General features: G+C 39.1%; 17 protein-coding genes. 12 read left to right on the forward strand and 5 right to left on the reverse strand.

All coding sequences use genetic code 11. The features are described 5' to 3' along the window. The first annotated feature begins 108 nt into the window (after window positions 1-108). The 3 genes from HDE68_RS10715 (at window position 109) to HDE68_RS10725 (ending at window position 3,830) form a co-directional block, all read left to right on the forward strand. Window positions 109-1,533: an APC family permease gene (locus HDE68_RS10715; protein WP_183881635.1), complete on the forward strand. Its 1,425-nt coding sequence runs from the start codon at window positions 109-111 to the stop codon at window positions 1,531-1,533. A gap of 463 nt (window positions 1,534-1,996) precedes the next feature. Next, window positions 1,997-2,773, forward strand: coding sequence for a hypothetical protein (locus tag HDE68_RS10720; RefSeq protein ID WP_183881637.1), 777 nt, complete (start codon window positions 1,997-1,999; stop codon window positions 2,771-2,773). Between the two features lie 94 nt (window positions 2,774-2,867). After that, window positions 2,868-3,830, forward strand: coding sequence for a TIGR01212 family radical SAM protein (locus tag HDE68_RS10725; RefSeq protein ID WP_183881639.1), 963 nt, complete (start codon window positions 2,868-2,870; stop codon window positions 3,828-3,830). Here HDE68_RS10725 and HDE68_RS10730 read toward each other — a convergent pair. Then, window positions 3,803-4,291: an SRPBCC family protein gene (locus HDE68_RS10730; protein WP_183881641.1), complete on the reverse strand. Its 489-nt coding sequence runs from the start codon at window positions 4,289-4,291 to the stop codon at window positions 3,803-3,805. The genes HDE68_RS10725 and HDE68_RS10730 overlap by 28 nt on opposite strands. Window positions 4,292-4,623: 332 nt before the next feature. Here HDE68_RS10730 and HDE68_RS10735 point away from each other — a divergent pair, with 332 nt between their 5' ends. From HDE68_RS10735 to HDE68_RS10745, 3 genes are read left to right on the forward strand one after another with little or no spacing between them, the layout of a single operon-like run. Further along, window positions 4,624-6,006 (forward strand): ammonium transporter, encoded by a 1,383-nt coding sequence (locus HDE68_RS10735; protein ID WP_183881643.1) that lies wholly within the window; start codon window positions 4,624-4,626, stop codon window positions 6,004-6,006. Between the two features lie 42 nt (window positions 6,007-6,048). Beyond that, window positions 6,049-7,089 (forward strand): porin, encoded by a 1,041-nt coding sequence (locus HDE68_RS10740; protein ID WP_183881645.1) that lies wholly within the window; start codon window positions 6,049-6,051, stop codon window positions 7,087-7,089. Then, a complete protein-coding gene (locus tag HDE68_RS10745; protein ID WP_183881647.1) occupies window positions 7,079-7,729 on the forward strand; it encodes a hypothetical protein in 651 nt (216 codons plus the stop codon). The genes HDE68_RS10740 and HDE68_RS10745 overlap by 11 nt, the downstream gene beginning before the upstream one ends. A 10-nt stretch (window positions 7,730-7,739) precedes the next feature. Here HDE68_RS10745 and HDE68_RS10750 read toward each other — a convergent pair whose 3' ends face one another. Further along, window positions 7,740-8,213, reverse strand: a complete 474-nt coding sequence (locus HDE68_RS10750) for a ribonuclease H-like YkuK family protein (protein ID WP_183881649.1) — start codon at window positions 8,211-8,213, stop codon at window positions 7,740-7,742. A 206-nt stretch (window positions 8,214-8,419) separates the two neighbouring features. Between HDE68_RS10750 and HDE68_RS10755 the strand changes: the two genes are divergently transcribed. Next, window positions 8,420-10,600 carry a bifunctional alpha,alpha-trehalose-phosphate synthase (UDP-forming)/trehalose-phosphatase gene (locus tag HDE68_RS10755; RefSeq protein WP_183881650.1) on the forward strand — a complete coding sequence of 727 codons (2,181 nt, stop codon included), beginning with the start codon at window positions 8,420-8,422 and terminating at the stop codon, window positions 10,598-10,600. 35 nt (window positions 10,601-10,635) lie between these two features. Here HDE68_RS10755 and HDE68_RS10760 read toward each other — a convergent pair whose 3' ends face one another. Then, window positions 10,636-12,417: a glycoside hydrolase family 15 protein gene (locus HDE68_RS10760; protein ID WP_183881652.1), complete on the reverse strand. Its 1,782-nt coding sequence runs from the start codon at window positions 12,415-12,417 to the stop codon at window positions 10,636-10,638. Window positions 12,418-12,591: 174 nt separating this feature from the next. Between HDE68_RS10760 and HDE68_RS10765 the strand changes: the two genes are divergently transcribed. The 4 genes from HDE68_RS10765 to HDE68_RS10780 all read left to right on the forward strand — a co-directional run bounded on the left by HDE68_RS10765 (window position 12,592) and on the right by HDE68_RS10780 (window position 17,259). Then, window positions 12,592-12,810, forward strand: coding sequence for a hypothetical protein (locus HDE68_RS10765; protein ID WP_183881654.1), 219 nt, complete (start codon window positions 12,592-12,594; stop codon window positions 12,808-12,810). A 49-nt stretch (window positions 12,811-12,859) separates the two neighbouring features. Continuing rightward, complete coding sequence (locus tag HDE68_RS10770) at window positions 12,860-14,167, forward strand: DEAD/DEAH box helicase (RefSeq protein ID WP_183881656.1); 1,308 nt, start codon at window positions 12,860-12,862, stop codon at window positions 14,165-14,167. Window positions 14,168-14,169: 2 nt separating this feature from the next. Then, on the forward strand, window positions 14,170-14,418 hold the full coding sequence (locus HDE68_RS10775) for a DUF1456 family protein (protein ID WP_183881658.1): 249 nt from the start codon (window positions 14,170-14,172) through the stop codon (window positions 14,416-14,418). A 156-nt stretch (window positions 14,419-14,574) separates the two neighbouring features. Then, complete coding sequence (locus HDE68_RS10780; RefSeq protein ID WP_183881660.1) at window positions 14,575-17,259, forward strand: outer membrane beta-barrel protein; 2,685 nt, start codon at window positions 14,575-14,577, stop codon at window positions 17,257-17,259. 6 nt (window positions 17,260-17,265) lie between these two features. On the opposite strand, the gene ettA is transcribed toward HDE68_RS10780, so the two are convergent. Continuing rightward, window positions 17,266-18,945 carry an energy-dependent translational throttle protein EttA gene (gene ettA, locus HDE68_RS10785; protein WP_183881662.1) on the reverse strand — a complete coding sequence of 560 codons (1,680 nt, stop codon included), beginning with the start codon at window positions 18,943-18,945 and terminating at the stop codon, window positions 17,266-17,268. Between the two features lie 197 nt (window positions 18,946-19,142). Continuing rightward, on the reverse strand, window positions 19,143-19,766 hold the full coding sequence (locus HDE68_RS10790) for an SMI1/KNR4 family protein (RefSeq protein WP_183881664.1): 624 nt from the start codon (window positions 19,764-19,766) through the stop codon (window positions 19,143-19,145). 161 nt (window positions 19,767-19,927) lie between these two features. Here HDE68_RS10790 and HDE68_RS10795 point away from each other — a divergent pair, with 161 nt between their 5' ends. Then, window positions 19,928-20,629 (forward strand): hypothetical protein, encoded by a 702-nt coding sequence (locus HDE68_RS10795; RefSeq protein WP_183881666.1) that lies wholly within the window; start codon window positions 19,928-19,930, stop codon window positions 20,627-20,629. The last annotated feature ends 43 nt before the right edge of the window (window positions 20,630-20,672 follow it).

Here is a 20,672-nt window from a genome sequence, read left to right on the forward strand (position 1 = left end):
TTACAATATGATTGTGTAAAGTTTTTTAGGGTAATTTATTTTGATAATTTAAATATATTAGCACCCACAAAACTTCTTTTACAGATTTAAAATCAACAACCAAAACTAATGAATAAAGAAATTGAGGATGCCTCTTTTAAGAGAGAGCTTGGTCTTTTAGACGGAACTATGCTGGTTGTAGGCTCCATGATCGGCTCGGGTATATTTATTGTAAGTGCTGATATTGCAAGGCAGGTGGGCTCAGCCGGATGGCTGATCCTGATCTGGGTACTGACCGGACTGGTTACTGTTGTCGCAGCAGTAAGTTACGGTGAACTGAGTGCAATGTTCCCTAAAGCTGGTGGACAATATGTGTATCTTAAAGAAGCATATAATAAACTGATTGCATTTTTGTATGGCTGGAGTTTTTTTGCAGTGATACAAACAGGTACGATTGCTGCGGTAGGTGTTGCTTTTTCTAAATTCGCGGCTTATCTCTATGAACCTTTAAGTGATACTAATATATTATATAGTGTAGGATCTTTTCACCTGAATGCCGCTCAGCTGGTTTCTATTGTAACGATTATCCTGCTTACTTATATCAATAGCAGAGGGGTGAGAGAAAGTAAAATTCTCCAGACTTTCCTGACTATTATTAAGATTTTCTCTTTACTGGGTTTAATTGTTGGTGGGTTTTTAATCGCAGCGAATACTGAAGTGTGGAACGCAAACTGGGCTGATGCCTGGAGTACGAGGTCTTTTGACGCGCAGCATGGTTCGTGGATTTCTATTGGCGGCACCGCTTTGCTTTCGGGAATCGCTGCAGCGATGGTAGGTTCTCTTTTTTCGAGCGATGCCTGGGTAGGGGTTACTTTTATTGCAGGTGAGATTAAAAAGCCGGAACGTAATGTTGGACTAAGCCTGTTCTTCGGGACTTTTATTGTAAGTGTGATTTATATTTCGGCAAATCTGATGTATATATCTGTAATGCCTTTAAATGAGATTGCTTTTGCTAAGTCCGATCGCGTAGCGGTAGCAGCAGCACAATATATTTTTGGTGATGTAGGTACGATTACGATTGCAGTGATGATCATGGTTTCAACTTTTGCCTGTAATAATGGACTGATTATGGCTGGTGCAAGGGTTTATTATACGATGGCTAAAGATGGGCTGTTTTTTAAGAAAGCAGCTGAATTGAATAAGTCGAGTGTACCAGGCTGGGCTTTGTGGTTTCAATGTTTCTGGGCTTCTTTTTTATGTCTGACAGGTAAGTATGGCGATTTACTGGATTATGTGGTGATTATTGTAATGATCTTTTATATTCTGACTATTTATGGGATTTTTATTCTTAGAAGGAAACGCCCTGATTTAGTAAGACCTTATAAGGCTTTTGGATATCCGGTGCTGCCGGCGATTTATATGGTGGTTGCAGCAGCTATTTGTGTGGCGCTGCTGGTGACAAAGTTTAGTACGTGTGGATGGGGAGTACTCATCATGATTGCAGGAATACCGGTCTATTACTTATCTAAACCTAAACAAGAGGCCACCCAATAAGAAATAAAAAAAGCTTTACCATGTTCGGTGGGCATTGCCTTCGCTTGAAAAAGCTCGGAACGCTATACCCTCACATTGGTAAAGTTTTTTTTATTTTTCTAAGGGGAGAAGGAACCTGTTTAGGAGTAGAAAAGAATAGAATAGCTTTCCTGAAGGCATGACTCGTTGTTAAGGAAGACTGGTTGGCTTTTCAGAGTTGCCTGTCAGGATAGCTGATTTAGGATAGCTAGTTGGATAGCTGGTTTTCAGAGTTGCCTGTCAGGATAGCTGATTTAGGATAACTGTTTGGATAGCCTTAAAGGATGACTTTTAGGGTTTCTTCCGGGATTGCTTTTTCATAGCTGATTTGATTTGTCATTTTGTGTTAACTTTTCACTGTTATTATTGTTTTGTACATTATAATAATCAGAAGTTGCTTAAATTTAGATCATAAAATTATTTACACCTTACTAAATCAACAGGCATGAAATATATATGGACTTTAGTGTTTGTTTTTTGTTCTTATCACCTCTTCGCTCAGCGCATAACAGGAACTGTTCTCGATAAGGACACCAGACTTCCAATTGAAAATGCTACGATAACTACGGGATATGGGATTGTATTTACCAATCCGAAAGGGGATTTTGGTCTGTCGGATATTAATGCGGGTGAAGTTATTAAGGTGAGCCGGGCTAATTATGTGACTTACTATTTCACGCTGAAAGCCAATAAAGGGAATATGGTGATTATGCTTGAAGCTGTTCCGCTTATTTTACAGGAGGTGAGGATTGAAGCTAAGAATAAATATCAGTTCGATTCGCTACGAAACAGACAGGATTTTAGACCGGTGTTTGCCTATAAAGGACCCAAAATACAGAATATACTACTCTCTAAATCAGCTTATGTCAGATCACCCCGCTTTGTTGACCGGAACTTAAACCCCGGCAGTACTACTTCTATAGCAGGTATTGATGTACTCCAGTTTATTAACTTACTGGGTAAGGATAAAAATCAGACGTCAAGACTACAAAAGACACTCCTGACTACCGAAGACAATAATTATGTAGATAAGATATTTTCAAAGTCGAAGATTTCCAGGGTTACTTCTTTAAAAGGGGACGCACTACAGCAGTTTATTAACAGGTACAGACCTTCGCGCACGCAGGCCGAAGAGATGTCGGATTATGAACTGATTATTTATATCAAGAAAAGTTATAGCGATTTCACCAAGACTGGTACAGATCTGCCAGCACTCAAGTAATTGAGCTTTTCATTTCTTAGAGATGTTGCTTTCCTGTGGCTTGAACTTTAAATTAAAAGGTGTATTTTTGCAAAAATAATAATACACAAGAAATTTGGGAACTCCATTAGATTCAGGCATAAAAGGTTATAATAATTACGGTACTCACCTTAAGGAAAAGTATAAGGGACAACGTGTGTTCAAAGTGATTGTTGACGGTGGGTTTACCTGCCCTAACCGGGATGGCAGCAAAGGTTATGGAGGATGTACCTATTGCAATGTTGACTCTTTTACACCTGAGCTTTCCAGAAAATTACCTACCATCAGAGAACAACTGGAACAGGGAATGGAACGCGGTAAAGGATTTTATAAAGCTGATAAGTTTATCGTTTATTTTCAGCCAAATACCAATACCTACGCTCCGGTGCATTACCTGAAAATGATGTACGATGAAGCTTTATCTATTAATAGTGAAGATGTCGTTGGGTTTTCTGTAGGCACACGCCCTGATTGTATTGATGCCGAAAAAGTAGCCTTACTTGAAAGTTATACTGATCGCTTTGACGTGGATCTGGAAATGGGGATGGAATCTATTTATGATGATACCTTAAATCAGATCAACAGGGGCTGCAGTCATGGAGAATTTGTAGAGGCTGTTAAATTATTGGATAACAGCAAACTGGATCTTTGTGTACACACGATTTTTGGTTTCCCATGGGAGACTGAAGATATGATGCTGGAATATATCCATGAGATTAATAAATTCCCAAAAATTAAGTTTGTTAAATTTCACCACCTTCATATCGTGGAAGGATCTATTATGGGTGCTAAATACAAGAAAGAACCTTTCAAGCTGTTTAGCCTCGAAGAATATACTGACCTTTTATGTAAACTGATTCCTCTGTTAAGACCTGATATTGTTATTCAGCGCCTTTTTGGTATTTCTGACTGGGATTTATTAATAGCTCCAAACTGGGGATTAAATAAATCAGCTATTCAGACTTATATTGACAAGGAAATAGAAAAAAGAGGAATAGTACAGGGTTCTGCTTATATACCTGCTGTTTCTTTGGTGTAATCCCCGAATAATTCAATTGTTTTCTGCTTTCTGAAATTAAAGATCTGCTGTAATTTGTGGGCTACAAATACACTATTGGCTATATTTCCGATTATTCCAAAGGGTAATCCATAAGTAAGCAGATCTGTCATCTCCACACCTCCTGGTACCTGCTTGAAATGATGCTGGTGATGCCAGAATTTATAAGGGCCGAAACGCTGCTCATCAATAAAATACTGATGATCTGCTACATGTGTAATTTCTGTCATCCAGTTTAGCTTAATGCCCGCTACCGGAGATACCTTATAAGTAATAATCATTCCCGGATACATCTTTTCTTCTATCTGTAAAGGAGAAGTGACTGTAAAGGCCATTTCTTTTGGGGTTATTTTGGCCAGATTAGCTGGTGAAGAAAAGAAATCCCATGCTTCATGCAAACTTATCGGAAGAAACTGGGAGAATTTTAGATGGAAGGCTTTCATATCTTAATTATAGAGGCTGCAATCTAGTGATAAACAGTTTAAAAGACTTCTTGTTTGTGATTTTTACCATAAAACCCAATTAAAACAATTGTTACATATTTTTAGGCTATTTTTTGAATTTATTTTAAATAATAGTTCTGATTATGGTCTGAAATTAGAATAATTGATTTTTATTGTAGTTGTTTTTGTTTTTTTTTAAGTGTTTTTGCTCTTGTTTTGATTCTTGTTTTAGTGTTATTGTGATTATTTATTGTTTTTTATTGAAGTTTATTCATATTTTTATATTAATAACAAAATAAATCAACTAAAAAACCAATAATAATATAATTTATATGAATAAAGTATCATTTAAACAGGTAATTCCGTTCGTTGTTCTTGCGATTGTCGCAATTGCGGCGCTTTTTGTCCCGTTACATGCCGATTTTTCTGCAGGAAAATACAATGCAGCTGATATTGCATGGATTTTAGTTGCAACTGCATTGGTGTTTTTGATGACACCAGGTCTTGCTTTCTTTTATGGTGGTATGGTTCACAGAAAAAATGTGCTTTCCACAATGATTAAAAGTATAGTCTCGGCTGGTATCATCAGCGTACTGTGGGTAACAGTGGGTTTTAGTCTTGCATTTGGAGAAAGTATCCATGGTTTGATAGGAAACCCATTGACTTTCCTGTTTTTTCAGGGAGTTAATTCCGGACCGTCATGGAGCCTTGCGCCAACCATTCCTTTAACCTTATTTGCGCTGTTCCAGCTGATGTTCGCCATTATTACTCCGGGACTGGTAGTAGGAGCGGTAGCAGAACGTATTCGTTTTACTTCCTATATTTTGTTTATTGTACTGTTTGCCATATTTGTTTACTCTCCACTGGCACACTGGACCTGGCATCCTGATGGTATCCTGTTTAAAATGGGCGTACTGGATTTTGCAGGGGGTACAGTTGTACATATTTCGGCAGGTATGGCCGCATTAGCGGGTGCGCTGGTACTTAAAAGAAGAAAAGTTCACCAGGATCATCAGGAAATTCCACCAGCAAATATTCCATATGTATTAATAGGTACAGGCCTTTTATGGTTTGGCTGGTTTGGCTTTAATGCAGGTTCTGCCCTAGGTGCAAACAGTTTAGCAGTGTCTGCTTTTGCAACTACAAATATAGCTGCAGGTGCTGCAGGTCTTTCATGGATGTTTTTTGATGTATTGAGAGGTAAAAAGCCATCAGTACTTGGGTTTTGTATCGGCGCAGTAGTTGGTCTGGTTGCAATTACTCCCGGAGCAGGTTTTGTAGCTATCTCACATAGTATTTTCATAGGTGTCGCTGCGGCAATTATCTCCAACCTGGCAGTCATGTGGAAATCTAAAACGAGTCTGGATGATACACTTGATGTATTTCCTTGTCATGGTGTTGGTGGTATTGTAGGGATGTTGCTGACAGGTGTATTTGCGACTAAAACAGTAAATCCTGCAGGTGCAGATGGTTTATTTTATGGGAATGCCGACTTCTTTCTGACACAGCTAAAAGGTGTGCTGATTGTGGCGGTATTCAGTTTTGTAGTGTCCTTCGTGATTTTTAAACTGATTAATGTAATTCAGCCAATCCGTGTAACCTCCGAAGAGGAAGAAGAAGGTCTGGATGCAAGTCAGCATAATGAGAAATATTCTCAGGGTACTTTGATTGTTGCTTCAACTGGCGTTGAAATGGAGCATTCTTCATTGGTCTGACCAACCATACCCTTCGCATCGCAACCAACCTAACCAACCCATATGAAAATGAAATCTTTATTCACGCTTTCTGCCCTCACCATGAGCGCTGCCACTTATGCTCAGGAAACGACTACATCAACGCCGCTGCAGATTTCGGGATCTGCTGATGTTTACTACAAGTATGATTTCTCTAAAAAGCCGAATATTGGGACGAGCTTTGCGAATGATCAAAATTCAGTATCAATCGGAATGATCGATCTTGCTTTAAAAAAGACTACGGGAAAAGCTTCTTTTGTAGGGGAGCTGTCCTTTGGGCCTAGGGGACAATATGGGTCCATCCCGAACGGTGAAGGAGAAACTGGAAATGCGGATAACTCTTTTCATATCCAGAACCTGTATATGTCTTATGCTGTGACCGGCAAGCTGGCTTTGACGGCTGGTTATATGAGTACATTTATAGGATATGAGGTGATTGTTCCGACAGGTAATTTTAATTACTCCACTTCTTACCTGTTTACCAGCGGGCCTTTTCAGAATGCAGGGATAAGAGCTAATTATGTCTTCTCCCCAAAAGTTGCCTTAATGGTAGGTCTGTTTAATGACTGGAATGCGTACAAAGATGTGAATGGAGTCACACACTTCGGGGCCCAGCTGACTGTTGTTCCTGTAGAAGGCTGGACTGCCTATTTTAATGTATTGAGCGGAAGAGCTTCCGGAGCCACAGGAACCGGAACGATCTATGACCTGACTTCTGCCTATCAGGTCACTGAGAAAGTAAAAATCGGACTGAATGCTGCCGATTACGCCGTAACAAATGATAATGGAGGATATAGTGGCGTTGCACTTTATTTGCAAAATGCCTTTACCCCTAATTTTTCTTTAGGACTGAGGGGAGAGTATTTTCAGACTAAAGATGTTCCTGATTTGAAAGGATCTAATGTTAAATCGATCACTTTAACTGCCAATTTAAAGTCGGGCGGATTAACATTTATTCCTGAGGTCAGATTTGATAACGGTTCTACTGCCAGATTTGTTAAGAATAATCTGGACCCTACAAAAAACGCTTCACAATTTTCATTAGCTGCGGTATATGCATTTTAAATTCAACTATAACCATGAATTGTATCAGGCCATTTGGCCTGGTGCATTTCTATTTTTATTCCTGCTTATGACGGTATCACCCTCTGCTGCCCAGAATAAGGAGAAAGTAGAAGAATTGAAAAAGGATGAAAAAGGGAAGTATATCTATTATGAAATCGTTAATGAGATTACTGCACCTGCTGATTCTCTGGTTGACAGGGCACATGCATTCTTTAAGCTAAAAAAAATGAGCCCCCTGACAGCTGATACTATACCAGCCGGGTTAAATGATCAATTGATGAGAAGCGGAAAGTTTATCATTAGCAGGACTGCGTTCGTTTTGTCGCATCCTTCGGGCGAAATACTGTATAATCTTGTCTTTGAAACCAGGGGGAGTAAATACAGATTCTGGCTGACAGATTTTCAATTCATCCCTTATCAGCGGGATCGATACGGTAATTTTGTCCCTTCAACAACTAAAGGAATTCCTTTGGAAAAAAGTCCCGGTAAATTAAATGCGGGAGAGTGGTCTGACTATGTAAGTGACGCGGGCAGACAATCGGCTGCCTTTGCTGCCGGGTTCAAAGAATATCTGTCTGCATCGCAACAAGCCAAACCGCTTCACAAATCCACTAGTATAATTTCTACTAAAAGCTGGTAAGCCTGTTTTGCTAATGAACCATTTTATCTGCACAGGTTGAGCTGGCAAAAGCCTCTGGTTTAGCTTTGAAAATAAACCCCATACTTAAAATATAACCCATAGCCTCATTCAATGCCTTATTGGACTTGAACATAGGATTGGTGTTAATGTCTGCATGAACTTCCAGATCTACATCATATAAGTCCAGAAGATCACATACAGCATAAGCTGTTTCTATAGATTTCTGCACTTCAATCAGCATTCTTTCTTTGATGCTCATTTTCTGTGTGGTTTTTTCCTGATGGATGTACATAAATCCACCATGCTGTTCTCTTAATAGAACAATCACGGTAGCAAAGTCTGTGGAAGGACCTTTAACCTGCGAGTCTGTACCAACACATACTTTAAGATGGTAGCCATTTTGGGTTTCTCTGATAATAGCTTTTTCTACTTCTTCTAAGATCGGCAAGTGGATCACTTCGCCATTGAATTTTTTCCAGGTCATACGTTATTGGTGTTAAAGAACAACCCGTATTCAGGTTTCCTAAAATTAAGGTGATTATGTTAAAGATACGTTAATTATTTGTTGTTTATTTGCTAACAATCAGGTAGTTGTCAACATTTCCTGCCTGTTTTTGTGAATTAGTGTAATTTCTTTAATACATAAAAATTAAAACAATATGTAAGAAAACAGGTTATTTAAGCTATAACATGGTGAATAAAACAATTATAGTTTCGAACAGATTACCCGTTAAAATAGTTGAAGAGAATGGGGAATACATTCTGAGTCCAAGTGAAGGGGGGCTCGCAACCGGTTTAGGATCGGTATACAAAAAAGGACATAATATATGGGTAGGATGGCCCGGAATCGAGGTTCCCGAACACCGGCAGCAGGAGGTAACTGAAAAGCTCGCTGCATTAAACCTGATCCCTGTCTTTTTAACTCCTGATGAAATCAATCTTTATTACGAAGGGTTCTCTAATGAAGTTTTGTGGCCTGTTTTTCATTATATGGTCACCTATGCACATTTCGAACAAACCTACTGGGACTTTTATCAAAGTGTAAATGCGAAGTTCAAAAATGTAGTGATTTCACATCTTAATAAGGGAGATACGGTCTGGGTACACGATTACCAGCTTTTATTATTACCTGAACTGATCAGAAGTTTTCAGCCTCAGGTAACCATTGGCTTTTTTCAGCATATCCCTTTCCCGTCTTATGAGATGTTTCGTCTCATTCCCTGGAGAGAAGAGCTGATCAGCGGGATGTTTGGGGCAGATCTGTTAGGCTTCCATACTTTTGATGATGTCAGACATTTTCTGAGTGCAGCTTCACATTTATCCACGGCCAAAGTATCAAATAATGTAATCACTTATAAAGACCGGCAGATTGTTGTAGAAGCATTCCCTATGGGAATTGATGCCGCGAAATTTGAAAACCTGACCCACGATCCGCTGGTAGCTGAACATGTTTTATCTCTTAAAGAGACTATGCATGGCTGTAAAGTTATTTTAACGATTGACAGGCTGGATTATAGTAAAGGTATTCTCCAGCGTTTACAGGCCTATGAACTATTACTGGAAAGTCATCCTGAATATATAGAGCAGTTATCATTGTATATGATTGTTGTTCCTTCAAGGGATACAGTCGCACAGTATAAAGAATTAAAAGATCAGATTGATCAGCTGGTTGGAAATATCAATGCACATTTCAGAACCTTAAACTGGTTGCCGGTACATTATTTCTATCGCTCTTTTCCTGTAGAATTTTTATCTGCACTTTATTCTACTGCAGATATCTGTCTGGTTACGCCTATGCGCGATGGAATGAACCTGGTCAGTAAAGAATATATAGCCAGCAGAGCAGACCAAACCGGTGTACTTATTTTAAGTGAAATGGCCGGTGCGTCTAAAGAACTAAATGATGCACTGATTGTGAATCCTAATAATATTGGGGAAGTCATGCGGGCAATCGTAGAAGCGATAAATATGCCTGTTCAGGAGCAAAAGACAAGGATGTCTGTATTGAGAGGCATCGTAAGGAAATTTGATATACACCTTTGGGTAAAGAATTTTATGGATAAGTTAGAAGAAGTCAAAAATATGCAAGAGTCATTGTTAACTAAATATGCTGCAGCAGAGGTTAAAGAACAAATTGGAATAGCGTATAGAAAAGCTGCAGACAGATATATCTTTTTAGATTATGATGGTACACTTGTCGGCTTTAACGGAGATATAGATAAGGCTGCGCCCGATGAAGAGTTATATCAGATTCTTCAGCAGCTGACTGCTGACCCGGGCAATCAGGTCGTTATTGTCAGCGGACGCAGGCATCAGACACTGGAAGCGTGGTTTGGACACTTAAAACTTGGTTTAATCGCTGAACATGGCGCGTGGCAAAAACACGATGGGCAGGAATGGAAATCACTGCCATTGCTTACCGACAAATGGAAACAGGAAATCAAAACAGTACTGGATAGTTATACTGACCGGACTCCGGGTTCTTTTACAGAAGACAAAAGTTATTCCCTGGTATGGCATTACCGCAAAGCAGAAGAGGGTTTAGGGGAACTCAGAGCTAATGAAATTGTCAATCACTTGGAAGCAACGGTTGCAGATCATGGGCTGCAGATGATGCCGGGTAATAAAGTTATAGAGTTTAAAAATATAGAGGTTAATAAAGGGAAAGCTACTTTAGCCTGGTTACATGACCACCATCCTGATTTTATTATCGCCTTAGGCGATGACCATACAGATGAAGATATCTTTAAGGCATTAAAACCGGAAGATTATACAATTAAAGTAGGCAGTAATCTCTCAGCGGCAAGATATTATCTGAGAAATTTTATGGAAGTCCGTGAATTCCTGAAAACATTATCAGAAATAGCATAGAACCCTCAAAATTCCTCAGTAGACAAGCCCATTTTCTATAAGAAAACGGGCTTGTCTAGTTTAATAGCTATTCTGTGTGCGGCATTCATCAGTCCTACATGGCTGTAAGCCTGCGGAAAATTACCCCACTGACTGCCATCTTTTTCATCAACATCTTCTGCGAAAAGGTCAAGGTGATTGCCATAACCAATCAATAACTCAAACTCTCTTACCGCATCATCCAGTCTGCCTACTATCGCCAGTGCTTCTACATACCAGAAAGCACAGATCAGGAAGGTTGTTTTAGGTTTACCAAAATCATCCGTATGCCTGTAGCGGTAAAATAGTCCGTTTGCACCTTTAAGCTCCTGCTCTAAAGCAATAAGATGGTCTTTTGCCCTTTGTGAATCTGGGGCAAGATAATTCATCAGGATCAGCTGTAGTGTGCTCGCATCCAGGTGCGCACTGTCAACCGCATGGTTATATACTTTTCTCTCGGGGTCGTAACAAGCTTCTATATGTGCAGCAGCGCGGTCTATCAGCAGGCTTGCCCTTTTTTCAAATTCTTTATTTCCAATGGTTTTTGCCATTTTTAATGCGGCACTGGCACCTGCCCACTGAAATAAATTGGTATAACAATGCATATTGGCCAGGTTCCTGAATTCCCATATCCCTGCATCCTTCTCATCTATCGTACTTTCAATTTTGGATAACAAATAATCCAGCCAGATAGCAGAGTCCTTACGTTCAGTAAAAATGAACCGGTTATCAGTATATAAAGGCAGCATAGAGATCAGTACCTGTCCATAAATATCATTCTGGATATGTTCATAAGCCTGATTACCTACACGCACAGGCTGATTGCCCATATAACCTTTCAGGTTAGTCAGTATTCTTTCAGTGAGTACACGTTCACCGGCAATACCAAAGAGCGGCTGATACCTTTTATCATCCCGGAATGAAATATCCGTGATATAATTAAAGTATCTTTCCATTTCTTCAAAATGGCCAATATGGTTTAGAGAAGTAATCACATAATAAGTATCTCTCATCCAGCAATAGCGGTAATCCCAGTTACGTGTGCTTCCTGGAGATTCGGGCAGGCTGGTTGTACTTGCGGCGATAATTGCCCCGGTGTCTTCGTACTGGTGGATTTTAAGGACTAATGCTGAACGGATAACCAGCGACTGATGAAAACCGGCAATCGTAGAGTGTTTGATCCAGGTTCTCCAGTATTTTCTGGTCTCCGTTAAAAACCGTTCTGCTGTACTTTCAATCGGCGCATTCAGGTCGTGGCCGTAAGTAAGAATCAGATATTTAGTATCATTCAGTGCAAAGTGTTTTTCATCCTCAATATAAGAAAGTGAGATATTGGTACTCAACTGCATCTCATATTCATCTCCGGTAAACTGGATATGATTACTTCCTCTTGAGCCCTGCTGTTTTCCTTCCCCATAATTAAAAACAGGATTACAGGTTACCTTAATCCTGGGGTTGCCCTCCAGCCGTTCAATTTTGCGGATGAGCATTAATGGTTTATAAAAGCGTTCGTGCTGATAAAATCTTGGTGCAAAATCAGTAATCCGGTATTTTCCTTCTTCGCTGGTAATTTCAGTACATAGAATATTGGTGTTCTCCATGTAATACTGTTCCGAAGTATATGCTCCGTGAGGGAGGATAGAAAACTCCCCGCCTTTCTCCTGATCAAGCAGTCCGCCAAATACGAACGAACTGTCAAATCTTGGCCAGCATAACCAATCAATATTAGTGTTTTTGTTGATGTGCGCAAGAAATGCACAGTTTCCAATTATTCCTGTCTGATAGGTATGTCTCTCCATTAAATGTTGGTTTTACGCTATTTTTATTGTGTTTGATATCAATAGAACAAATTTTCAGACTATTTGTTGGCGTAAAGAAATTATGTATATTTATGAGAACATAGGTGATACTATTGTGTGGTTACCATGCGTTAAATTAACAATAAACCGATTCCTCACTTAAAGCTATTAAAGATGAAAACAGAACTGTTGAATGAATTCTTCTTACTGCAACAGAGCAGATCTAATGCTAAATATCTTGATATTCTGGAGGAAAGGATCTATTCCCCAATTCAGAAGGCGAATAATAAAGTAACTTCATGGATGACTAAGAGGGGCACTATGCTCATGAAGCTGGAAAAGAATGCACAGCTGCGCATGAACAAAATCAGAAAAAAGTTCCTAAAATACTAGTCAATTCCCTTTTGCGCTAATCTTTGCTTAATTCCCTTATCTTTGCTGAATGATGGTAGAAAAGGTATTGGGTAATTTAAAAATCGCTTCTTTAAATGAAATGCAGCAGGCAGCAATTGCCGCTACAGATAAAGGGAAAGATGTGGTTTTACTTGCACCAACAGGTTCTGGTAAAACTCTCGGCTTTTTATTGCCGGTTTTAAAAAATTTAAATGCTGCTACAAAAGGGGTGCAGGCGTTGGTATTGGTTCCTTCAAGGGAACTGGCTTTACAGATTGAGCAGGTATTTAAACAAATGGGTACTGGTTTTAAAGTGAACTGCTGCTATGGCGGGCATCCGGTGAAAACCGAGAGAAATAACTTTGAACAACCTCCTGCGGTTCTTATTGGTACACCTGGAAGGATCGCTTATCACCTTCGTAAAGAAAACTTTGATGAATCCTCTATTACCACTTTGGTACTGGATGAATTTGATAAGGCCCTTGAATTTGGGTTTCAGGAAGATATGGCTTATATTATAGGTAACCTGCGTTCTTTAAAACAACGGATGCTGACTTCTGCAACACAGATGGAGGCTATTCCAGATTTCACGGGTCTTAAATCTCCTGTAGAGATCAATTTCCTGAAAGATGTTAAGGTTGCACCAGATTTGAAACTGAAAAAGGTAATGACTACTGCAGAAGATAAACTGGATACGTTATTTGAACTGATCTGTAAAATAGGGAATAAAACTACGCTGCTTTTCTGTAATCACCGGGAAACTGTAGACAGGATCAGTGACCTGCTGATTGATAAGGACCTTGCGCATGATATCTTTCACGGAGGGATGGAACAGGACGAGAGAGAGCGTGCTTTATTAAAATTCAGGAATGGAAGTATTAAAATATTAATCACTACCGATCTTGCTTCCCGCGGACTGGATATTCCTGAGGTAGAATATATCATTCACTATCAATTGCCTTATACGGAAGATGCGTTCCTGCATAGAAATGGCCGTACCGCACGGATGAATGCTAAAGGAACAGCTTATCTGATGATGACTGAGGAAGATAAGTACCCTTTCCTGAAAAGTGATATAGAAGTTGAAAAACTAAAAGGTAATTATCAGTTACCAAAAGATAGTCAGTGGCAGACATTATATATTGCTGCGGGTAAAAAAGATAAGGTGAATAAAATTGATATCGTTGGTTTACTGCTAAAAAAAGGTGGATTAGAGAAAGATGATGTAGGATTAATAGAAGTAAAGGATCAGAGTTCATATGTTGCCGTCAAACGTAATATGGTTCATAAAGTTCTTGCTGCACTGGCCAACGAGAAAATAAAAAACAAGAAAGTGAAGATAGAAGTAGCGATGTAATTATGAGCAACAATGACATTTTAAAGAAACTCCGCGTAGCGCTGGAGCTGAATAATGAAGATATTATTAAAATCCTTGAACTGGTAAATTTTAAGGTAACAAAAAGTGAGCTGGGGTCGTTTTTCAGAAGTGAAGATCATCCTAATTTTAAACCATGCGGTGATCAGATCCTGCGTAACTTTCTCAATGGATTAGTGATCTTCAAAAGAGGTCCGAGAGTTGAGAAACAGACTCCGCCAGCTATAGATTAATTGCCTTTTGAATGCTAAATCCCGGGAATTTCCCTGTATTTTTTGAAATTAGGTTAATTTACTCCAACAAACAGTTATACTTGTGAAAAGAAGGCTGAGTATAGCCTTCTCACAAGGATTGCATTTTTGAAAATGGCCAATAGGATTGCATGACGAATGATTAGATTTTTAAAATTTACTGGAAATTCAGGTCATTTAAAATGCATAATTTTATTCCATGCTTTTATTTTTCTTTGTTCCTATACTGTCAAAGCACAAACAGCACACAGACTGACAGGAACTGTAATTGATTCCTTAAAAGATGTCGTTTCTGGAGCTGATGTTTTTATCATTGCAGATAAAGACACACTCTCTTCGGTCACCAATGCCCACGGAAGATTTGTTTTTTCAGGTTTTAAAGCCGACAAAATCTCTCTGCTCGTTATGAGTGTGGGTTTCAAACCTTATACCAGATCTTTTGAATTTAAACCCGATCAGCAGAATCTTGATCTGGATATGATTATACTTGATCTGGAATCTAATCTGCTGAACGAAGTTGTGATTAATGGCAGAGACAAGCCGATCAAGGTTAAAAAAGATACAATTGAGTATAATGCTTCTTTTTATCAGATCTCAGAAAATGACAGGGTAGAAGATTTACTGCGGCAATTGCCCGGTATAGAAGTTGATGAACATGGAAATACCACTACCATGGGCAGGCCATTACAGAAATTAAGGGTAAACGGAGAGGATTTCTTTACAAGTAATGTGAAAGATTTTATCAGTCAGCTTCCTGCCAGTGTCATAGATAAAGTAGAAATCATTAATGATTATGGCGATGAGGCTAATTTTACCGGAATGAAAACCGGAGAGCCTCAAAAAATGCTGAACCTGGTTACTAAAGCAGGACAGAATAGGGGGACATTCGGTAATACACTGATTAGTGGTGGGTCAAACAAGCGTTACGGGCTTCAGGGAAATGGAAATTTGTGGGAAGGCAGCCAGCAGATCGGGTTTAGCAGCAGTTCCAATAATACCAACAATGAAGCAGGGGTGAATACAACCACGGCTGCGGGGGTAAATTACCGGGACAAATTATCAAACGAAGTTACAGCGAGTGCAAGTTATAATTACAACTACAATAAAAATATTTCACAGCAGCAGAACTCTACTGAAACTGTAACCACAGAAGGAACAATTAAGAATATTGCAGAATCTGGTGCCAAAGCCGAAGACAACAGTCATAATGTGAACTTTAATTTACAGTCCATTGCAAATAAAAGTTATTTTCAGGCTTCTCTGGGGGCTTCTTTAGCTACAAAAAACAAGGATGGGAATATATTGTCCAAGCAGACCGGTCTTATCCTGCAGGATTTACAAAGTGAAAGCGGCTCAAATGCTAAAACGCCTAATCTGACGGGTAATTTTGTATGGGCAAGAAGTATGGAGAAACCTGGCAGAAGTATGGCTGCGGGGGTCGTAGTGAGTAGCGGGGTCAACCAGGTGAATGATGATTTGCGTAATAAGATCAGTTATTATGACAGGGAGACTGGTAAATTGGCAAAAGACTCTTTAGTGAACAGGTTTGTCGATACAGAGAACAGAACAAATTCGATTACTGCCGATTTCAGATATAGTGAACCTCTAAAATCCGGGAGTGATTCTTTAGTAAAAAGGAATATCGACTTTTCCTATTTCTTCTCCCTGAGTAAAACCAGGAATAGTTTATATACCAAGGTTGATAATAGTACTGGTAAGACTACTGTAGTAGATTCGCTGAGTTCTATTTATTCTTCTGCATTTATGTTTCAGCGTTTTGCAGTGAGTTATCGTTATCAGGCAGAGCGTCTCAACTACAATCTGGGGGTAACTGCACAGCCTAGTCTGCTGACCGGACAATATGCCGGTAATGATAATAAGATCAGTCATTTTGAGCTTAACGTTTCTCCTATTGTAAATGTGAGCTATAATTTGTCAAACTGGGATAATGTTGGTTTTGTATATACAGGCAGCAGTACTGCTCCTGATTTTTATCAATTGCAGCCGGTACCAAATATTAGCAATCTCCAGAATGTGATCATTGGTAATCCAAATCTGAAATCCAGCTTTACGCATTCCGGAAACCTGAGCTATCAGCATACTGATGAACAGGATGGTTCTACTTTGCAACTGGCATTAAACGGATCTGTCGTCGAAGATCAGGTAGTCAGCAATGTCGTACTGGTCAAAGACACGCTGGGAAGCTTAAAACAGGAAACACATTATGCAAATGCCAATGGGGCATATATGGTTGGAAGTATGTATTCTTATTCCCTGCCTTTTGCAAAGAATAAATTCAATGTAGAGTTAAGAGGGATATTTGATTATGTGAATATGATCTCTTATGCGAATGATGATCTGAATCAGAATAGAAATATCAATCTTTCGCAGACATTGAAACTAAGGATGAATCAGCGGCGTTTAACTTTATCAACTTCTGCAACTTATAACTATAGCAGTAACCGCTATTCTATTGAACTGCTGAAATTGAGGAATATAGAAACATGGCAGTTTAACTGGAGCGGCCGCGCCTTTCTGAATAAAAACTTTTCGCTGAATGCCGATGTGTCGAAAAAGATAAACTCAGGTTATTCACTTGCAGTTGCGAACCCATTGCTGATTAACCTTAGCCTGGAGAAGATCCTGTTTAAAAACAGGCAGGGGACAATCTCTTTGCAGGCTTATGATTTACTGAACCAGGGAAATAACCTGGTTAGAAGTATATCTGATAATTCGATTACCGATAGTCGGTATAATCAAATTACCAGATATTTCCTCGTTAGTTTTAATTACCGTTTACAGAACTTCGGTCATAAAAAGTAAATCAGCTTAGCTTAACTTTTTATATCTGATTCTGTGAGGTGTTACATCACCTAAACGTTTCTTACGGTTCTCTTCGTAATCACTGTAGTTACCTTCAAAGAAGTAAACCTGTGAGTTACCTTCAAACGCAAGTATATGCGTACAGATACGGTCTAAGAACCATCTATCGTGACTGATGACTACCGCGCAGCCACCAAAGTTTTCCAATGCTTCTTCCAGTGCACGTAAAGTATTTACGTCGATATCATTGGTTGGCTCATCCAGAAGTAAAACGTTTGCCCCTTTTTTCAAAGTAATGGCAAGATGCACCCTGTTACGCTCTCCACCTGATAATACAGATACTTTTTTCTGCTGATCACCACCATTGAAGTTGAATTTCGAAACATAAGCACGTCCGTTTACAGCTTTATTGCCTAACATGATGTTATCAAGTCCGTCAGTAATATTTTCATAAACTGTTTTGGCTCCGTCAAGGTCATTGTGCATCTGGTCAACATAACCTAAAGCTACTGTTTCACCTACTCTGAATGTTCCTTCATCTGGTGTTTCCTGCTCCGTGATTAAACGGAATAAAGTGGTTTTACCCGCTCCGTTAGGACCTACAATACCTACAATTCCTGCTGGTGGTAAAGAGAAACTCAGGTTTTCGAAAAGAATCTTATCTCCGTATGATTTAGTGACATTATTCGCTTCGATCACTACATTACCTAATCTTGGGCCTGCCGGGATAAACAGCTCCAGTTTGTCTTCTCTTTCTTTAGAATCTTCTGAGGCCAGTTTATCATAATTAGATAAACGTGCTTTAGATTTAGCATGTCTGGCTTTTGGCGCCATACGTACCCATTCCAATTCGCGCTCTAATGTTTTCTGACGTTTACTTTCAGTTTTTTCTTCTTGTGATAAACGTTTCGCTTTCTGATCTAACCATGAAGAGTAATTACCTTTCCATGGAATACCTTCTCCACGGTCAAGTTCAAGTATCCATCCGGCAACATTATCAAGGAAATATCTATCGTGGGTTACTGCGATTACTGTTCCTTTATAGTCTTTCAGGAACTGCTCAAGCCAATCGATACTTTCTGCATCAAGGTGATTGGTTGGCTCATCCAGTAATAAAACATCTGGTTCCTGTAATAACAAACGGCACATCGCTACACGGCGGCGTTCACCTCCTGATAGTACACCAATTTTAGTGTCAGGATCAGGGCAGCGTAAAGCATCCATTGCACGCTCTAATTTGTTGTCCAGTTCCCATGCATTTACTGCATCAATTTTATCCTGCAGCTCACCTTGTTTAGCCATCAGTTTATCCATTGCATCTGCATCTTCATAAACTTCTGGTAAGCCAAACTGCTCATTGATTGATTCGTATTCTTTTAAGATAGCTGTAATCTCTGCAACACCTTCTTCTACAACCTCACGTACAGTTTTGTTCTCATCCAGTTCCGGCTCCTGTGCAAGATAACCTACTGTATAACCTGGTGAAAACACCACTTCACCCTGAAATGCTTTGTCAATTCCTGCAATAATTTTTAATACAGATGATTTACCTGATCCGTTAAGACCAATAACACCAATTTTGGCTCCGTAGAAAAATGAAAGGTATATGTTTTTTAATACTTGTTTTTGAGGGGGGTAAATCTTATTTACTCCCGCCATTGAAAAGATTATTTTTTCGTCTGACATAATTGGTTTTTAATATTTTACACCTTTAAAAGGATTTTTGATTTATTGCCTGGATAGCGGGAGCAGAGCGATTGCAGTTTGCTCTTCCTCCTGATTAAAACAATAGCAGGCGCAAAGATAAACAAGGTAAGGTAGTAACGAAATGATTTCTTCTATATTAAGCAAGAGTTCTGCATTTTTTTCTACCTGTTTCCATGTTATTCCCAACCGTCAAAATATCTCCATTTCCTGATCTTGTGTTTGCCAATCATTTCTCCAACAATTTCCTCAGTCCATTGATCGGCCTCTTCCTGTGTGGCGTTTTCTCCGAAAAGATCAGATTGACCAAAAATCAGGCAGTCTTTGATATAATCGTCAACGGTGCTGAACATTTTATATATATAAGGTGCCTCGTCATGGTCAAAATAATAGATCTCTTTGGTTTCACTATGGAAACAGAACATATTTCCGTTGCCCAGGTAGTCACTGAACGTTATCAGATAAGGTAAAACTGCCTGCTCTTCTGCAGTGAAGTCCACTCCGTGTTCCGGATCGGTAGCATCGGTATCTTTTAACCAGCCAATATCTTCAAAAGCCTGCAATTCTTCACCAATGTTAGCCAGGCCGAAGGTCTGATAGAAAATACTTAAAGATTCTGGCAGGGTGGTACCCAGTTTATTTTCCAGTTCAGAGATTTCATCTGCAGCAACCGGGGCTGTTAATTCATCATCCCAGTTATCAGCAATAGCTTCAATAATCTGACTGGTTCTGATCTTCCAGTCATCGTCTCCAATTTGATCAAAGGGTATAATGATATCTTCTTTTTTATTAATTTCAAGCATGGTATAAAATGATTGTTAAAGGCAAATATGGCCGTTCAAAATAAGGGTTTTTAACCATTAAACGGTTTATGTTTATTTTTAAGTATCAAATATTTCTATTTTAAACGTTAATTGGTATTGATCAGGATTGAAAAGATCACCTTAATTTTTATATTTAAACCATGAAATACAAATTATTGTTTCCATTAAAAAAGGCTTTTTTACTTTTGCCGTTTTTGGGCTTGCTGACTTCATGTAGTTCACCGGTAGAGGTAAAAGAAGGATTTACTTTTGAGACTACCTTACGTCCGGGCAATGGCAGGGTTTCAGATTTAGCAAACAAGCTAAATGGGGCATTAATGGAGCAGGCGCAAAAGGCAGGGAAGGACAGTGTGCTGATATTTCAGTCAGACGATAAGACAAAGCTGCCTTTTTATGAAGATATTGCATTTTTACCCATAGTGAGTGCAGAAGAATTGGATAACGTAATGGGCGATTATACAGCAAAGCGTTTCGGAATAAACAGGGAGGATTTTTCAGCACAAACAGGAGCCATTGACTTTAGGAAAAACTTTGTATTGCTTGTTGCACATCCTAAATCCACCCCATCAATTGTGCTGGGTGAGGTGAATACAAATCAGGCAATTTATGTGGATAAAGTAATGGATGATGGTCTTGATGATAAAAAACGCAAAGTTGAACTCATCTCCAAACGTTTAGGGGATGTAGCTAGTGGTATGGCTTCACTCCTGCAAAAATGGGAGTCAAAAGTTTATATACTGGATTATAAAGACTGTGATAGTTTATTGCTCGAAATAGATAAGAACGTTTATCCATTCAGTCTGAAAAAACAGGTAGTTTCTGAAAAATCAGGTCGCTTATAACAGGTACGCTTTTCTTGTATGAAGATGGGGACAGTAGCTGTCC

The sequence above is a fragment of the Pedobacter cryoconitis genome, from assembly GCF_014200605.1.
GTDB lineage: Bacteria > Bacteroidota > Bacteroidia > Sphingobacteriales > Sphingobacteriaceae > Pedobacter > Pedobacter cryoconitis_B.

Excerpts from the sequence above, each read along its gene's own strand:
- HDE68_RS10790 (WP_183881664.1), bottom strand. The coding sequence starts at position 19,766 with ATGCTTGAAATTAATAAAAAAGAAGATATCATTATACCCTTTGATCAA.
- HDE68_RS10760 (WP_183881652.1), bottom strand. The coding sequence starts at position 12,417 with ATGGAGAGACATACCTATCAGACAGGAATAATTGGAAACTGTGCATTT.
- HDE68_RS10740 (WP_183881645.1), top strand. The coding sequence starts at position 6,049 with ATGAAAATGAAATCTTTATTCACGCTTTCTGCCCTCACCATGAGCGCT.
- HDE68_RS10735 (WP_183881643.1), top strand. The coding sequence starts at position 4,624 with ATGAATAAAGTATCATTTAAACAGGTAATTCCGTTCGTTGTTCTTGCG.
- ettA (WP_183881662.1), bottom strand. The coding sequence starts at position 18,945 with ATGTCAGACGAAAAAATAATCTTTTCAATGGCGGGAGTAAATAAGATT.
- HDE68_RS10795 (WP_183881666.1), top strand. The coding sequence starts at position 19,928 with ATGAAATACAAATTATTGTTTCCATTAAAAAAGGCTTTTTTACTTTTG.
- HDE68_RS10775 (WP_183881658.1), top strand. The coding sequence starts at position 14,170 with ATGAGCAACAATGACATTTTAAAGAAACTCCGCGTAGCGCTGGAGCTG.
- HDE68_RS10770 (WP_183881656.1), top strand. The coding sequence starts at position 12,860 with ATGATGGTAGAAAAGGTATTGGGTAATTTAAAAATCGCTTCTTTAAAT.
- HDE68_RS10780 (WP_183881660.1), top strand. The coding sequence starts at position 14,575 with ATGATTAGATTTTTAAAATTTACTGGAAATTCAGGTCATTTAAAATGC.
- HDE68_RS10715 (WP_183881635.1), top strand. The coding sequence starts at position 109 with ATGAATAAAGAAATTGAGGATGCCTCTTTTAAGAGAGAGCTTGGTCTT.
- HDE68_RS10765 (WP_183881654.1), top strand. The coding sequence starts at position 12,592 with ATGAAAACAGAACTGTTGAATGAATTCTTCTTACTGCAACAGAGCAGA.
- HDE68_RS10730 (WP_183881641.1), bottom strand. The coding sequence starts at position 4,291 with ATGAAAGCCTTCCATCTAAAATTCTCCCAGTTTCTTCCGATAAGTTTG.
- HDE68_RS10755 (WP_183881650.1), top strand. The coding sequence starts at position 8,420 with ATGGTGAATAAAACAATTATAGTTTCGAACAGATTACCCGTTAAAATA.
- HDE68_RS10720 (WP_183881637.1), top strand. The coding sequence starts at position 1,997 with ATGAAATATATATGGACTTTAGTGTTTGTTTTTTGTTCTTATCACCTC.
- HDE68_RS10750 (WP_183881649.1), bottom strand. The coding sequence starts at position 8,213 with ATGACCTGGAAAAAATTCAATGGCGAAGTGATCCACTTGCCGATCTTA.
- HDE68_RS10745 (WP_183881647.1), top strand. The coding sequence starts at position 7,079 with ATGCATTTTAAATTCAACTATAACCATGAATTGTATCAGGCCATTTGG.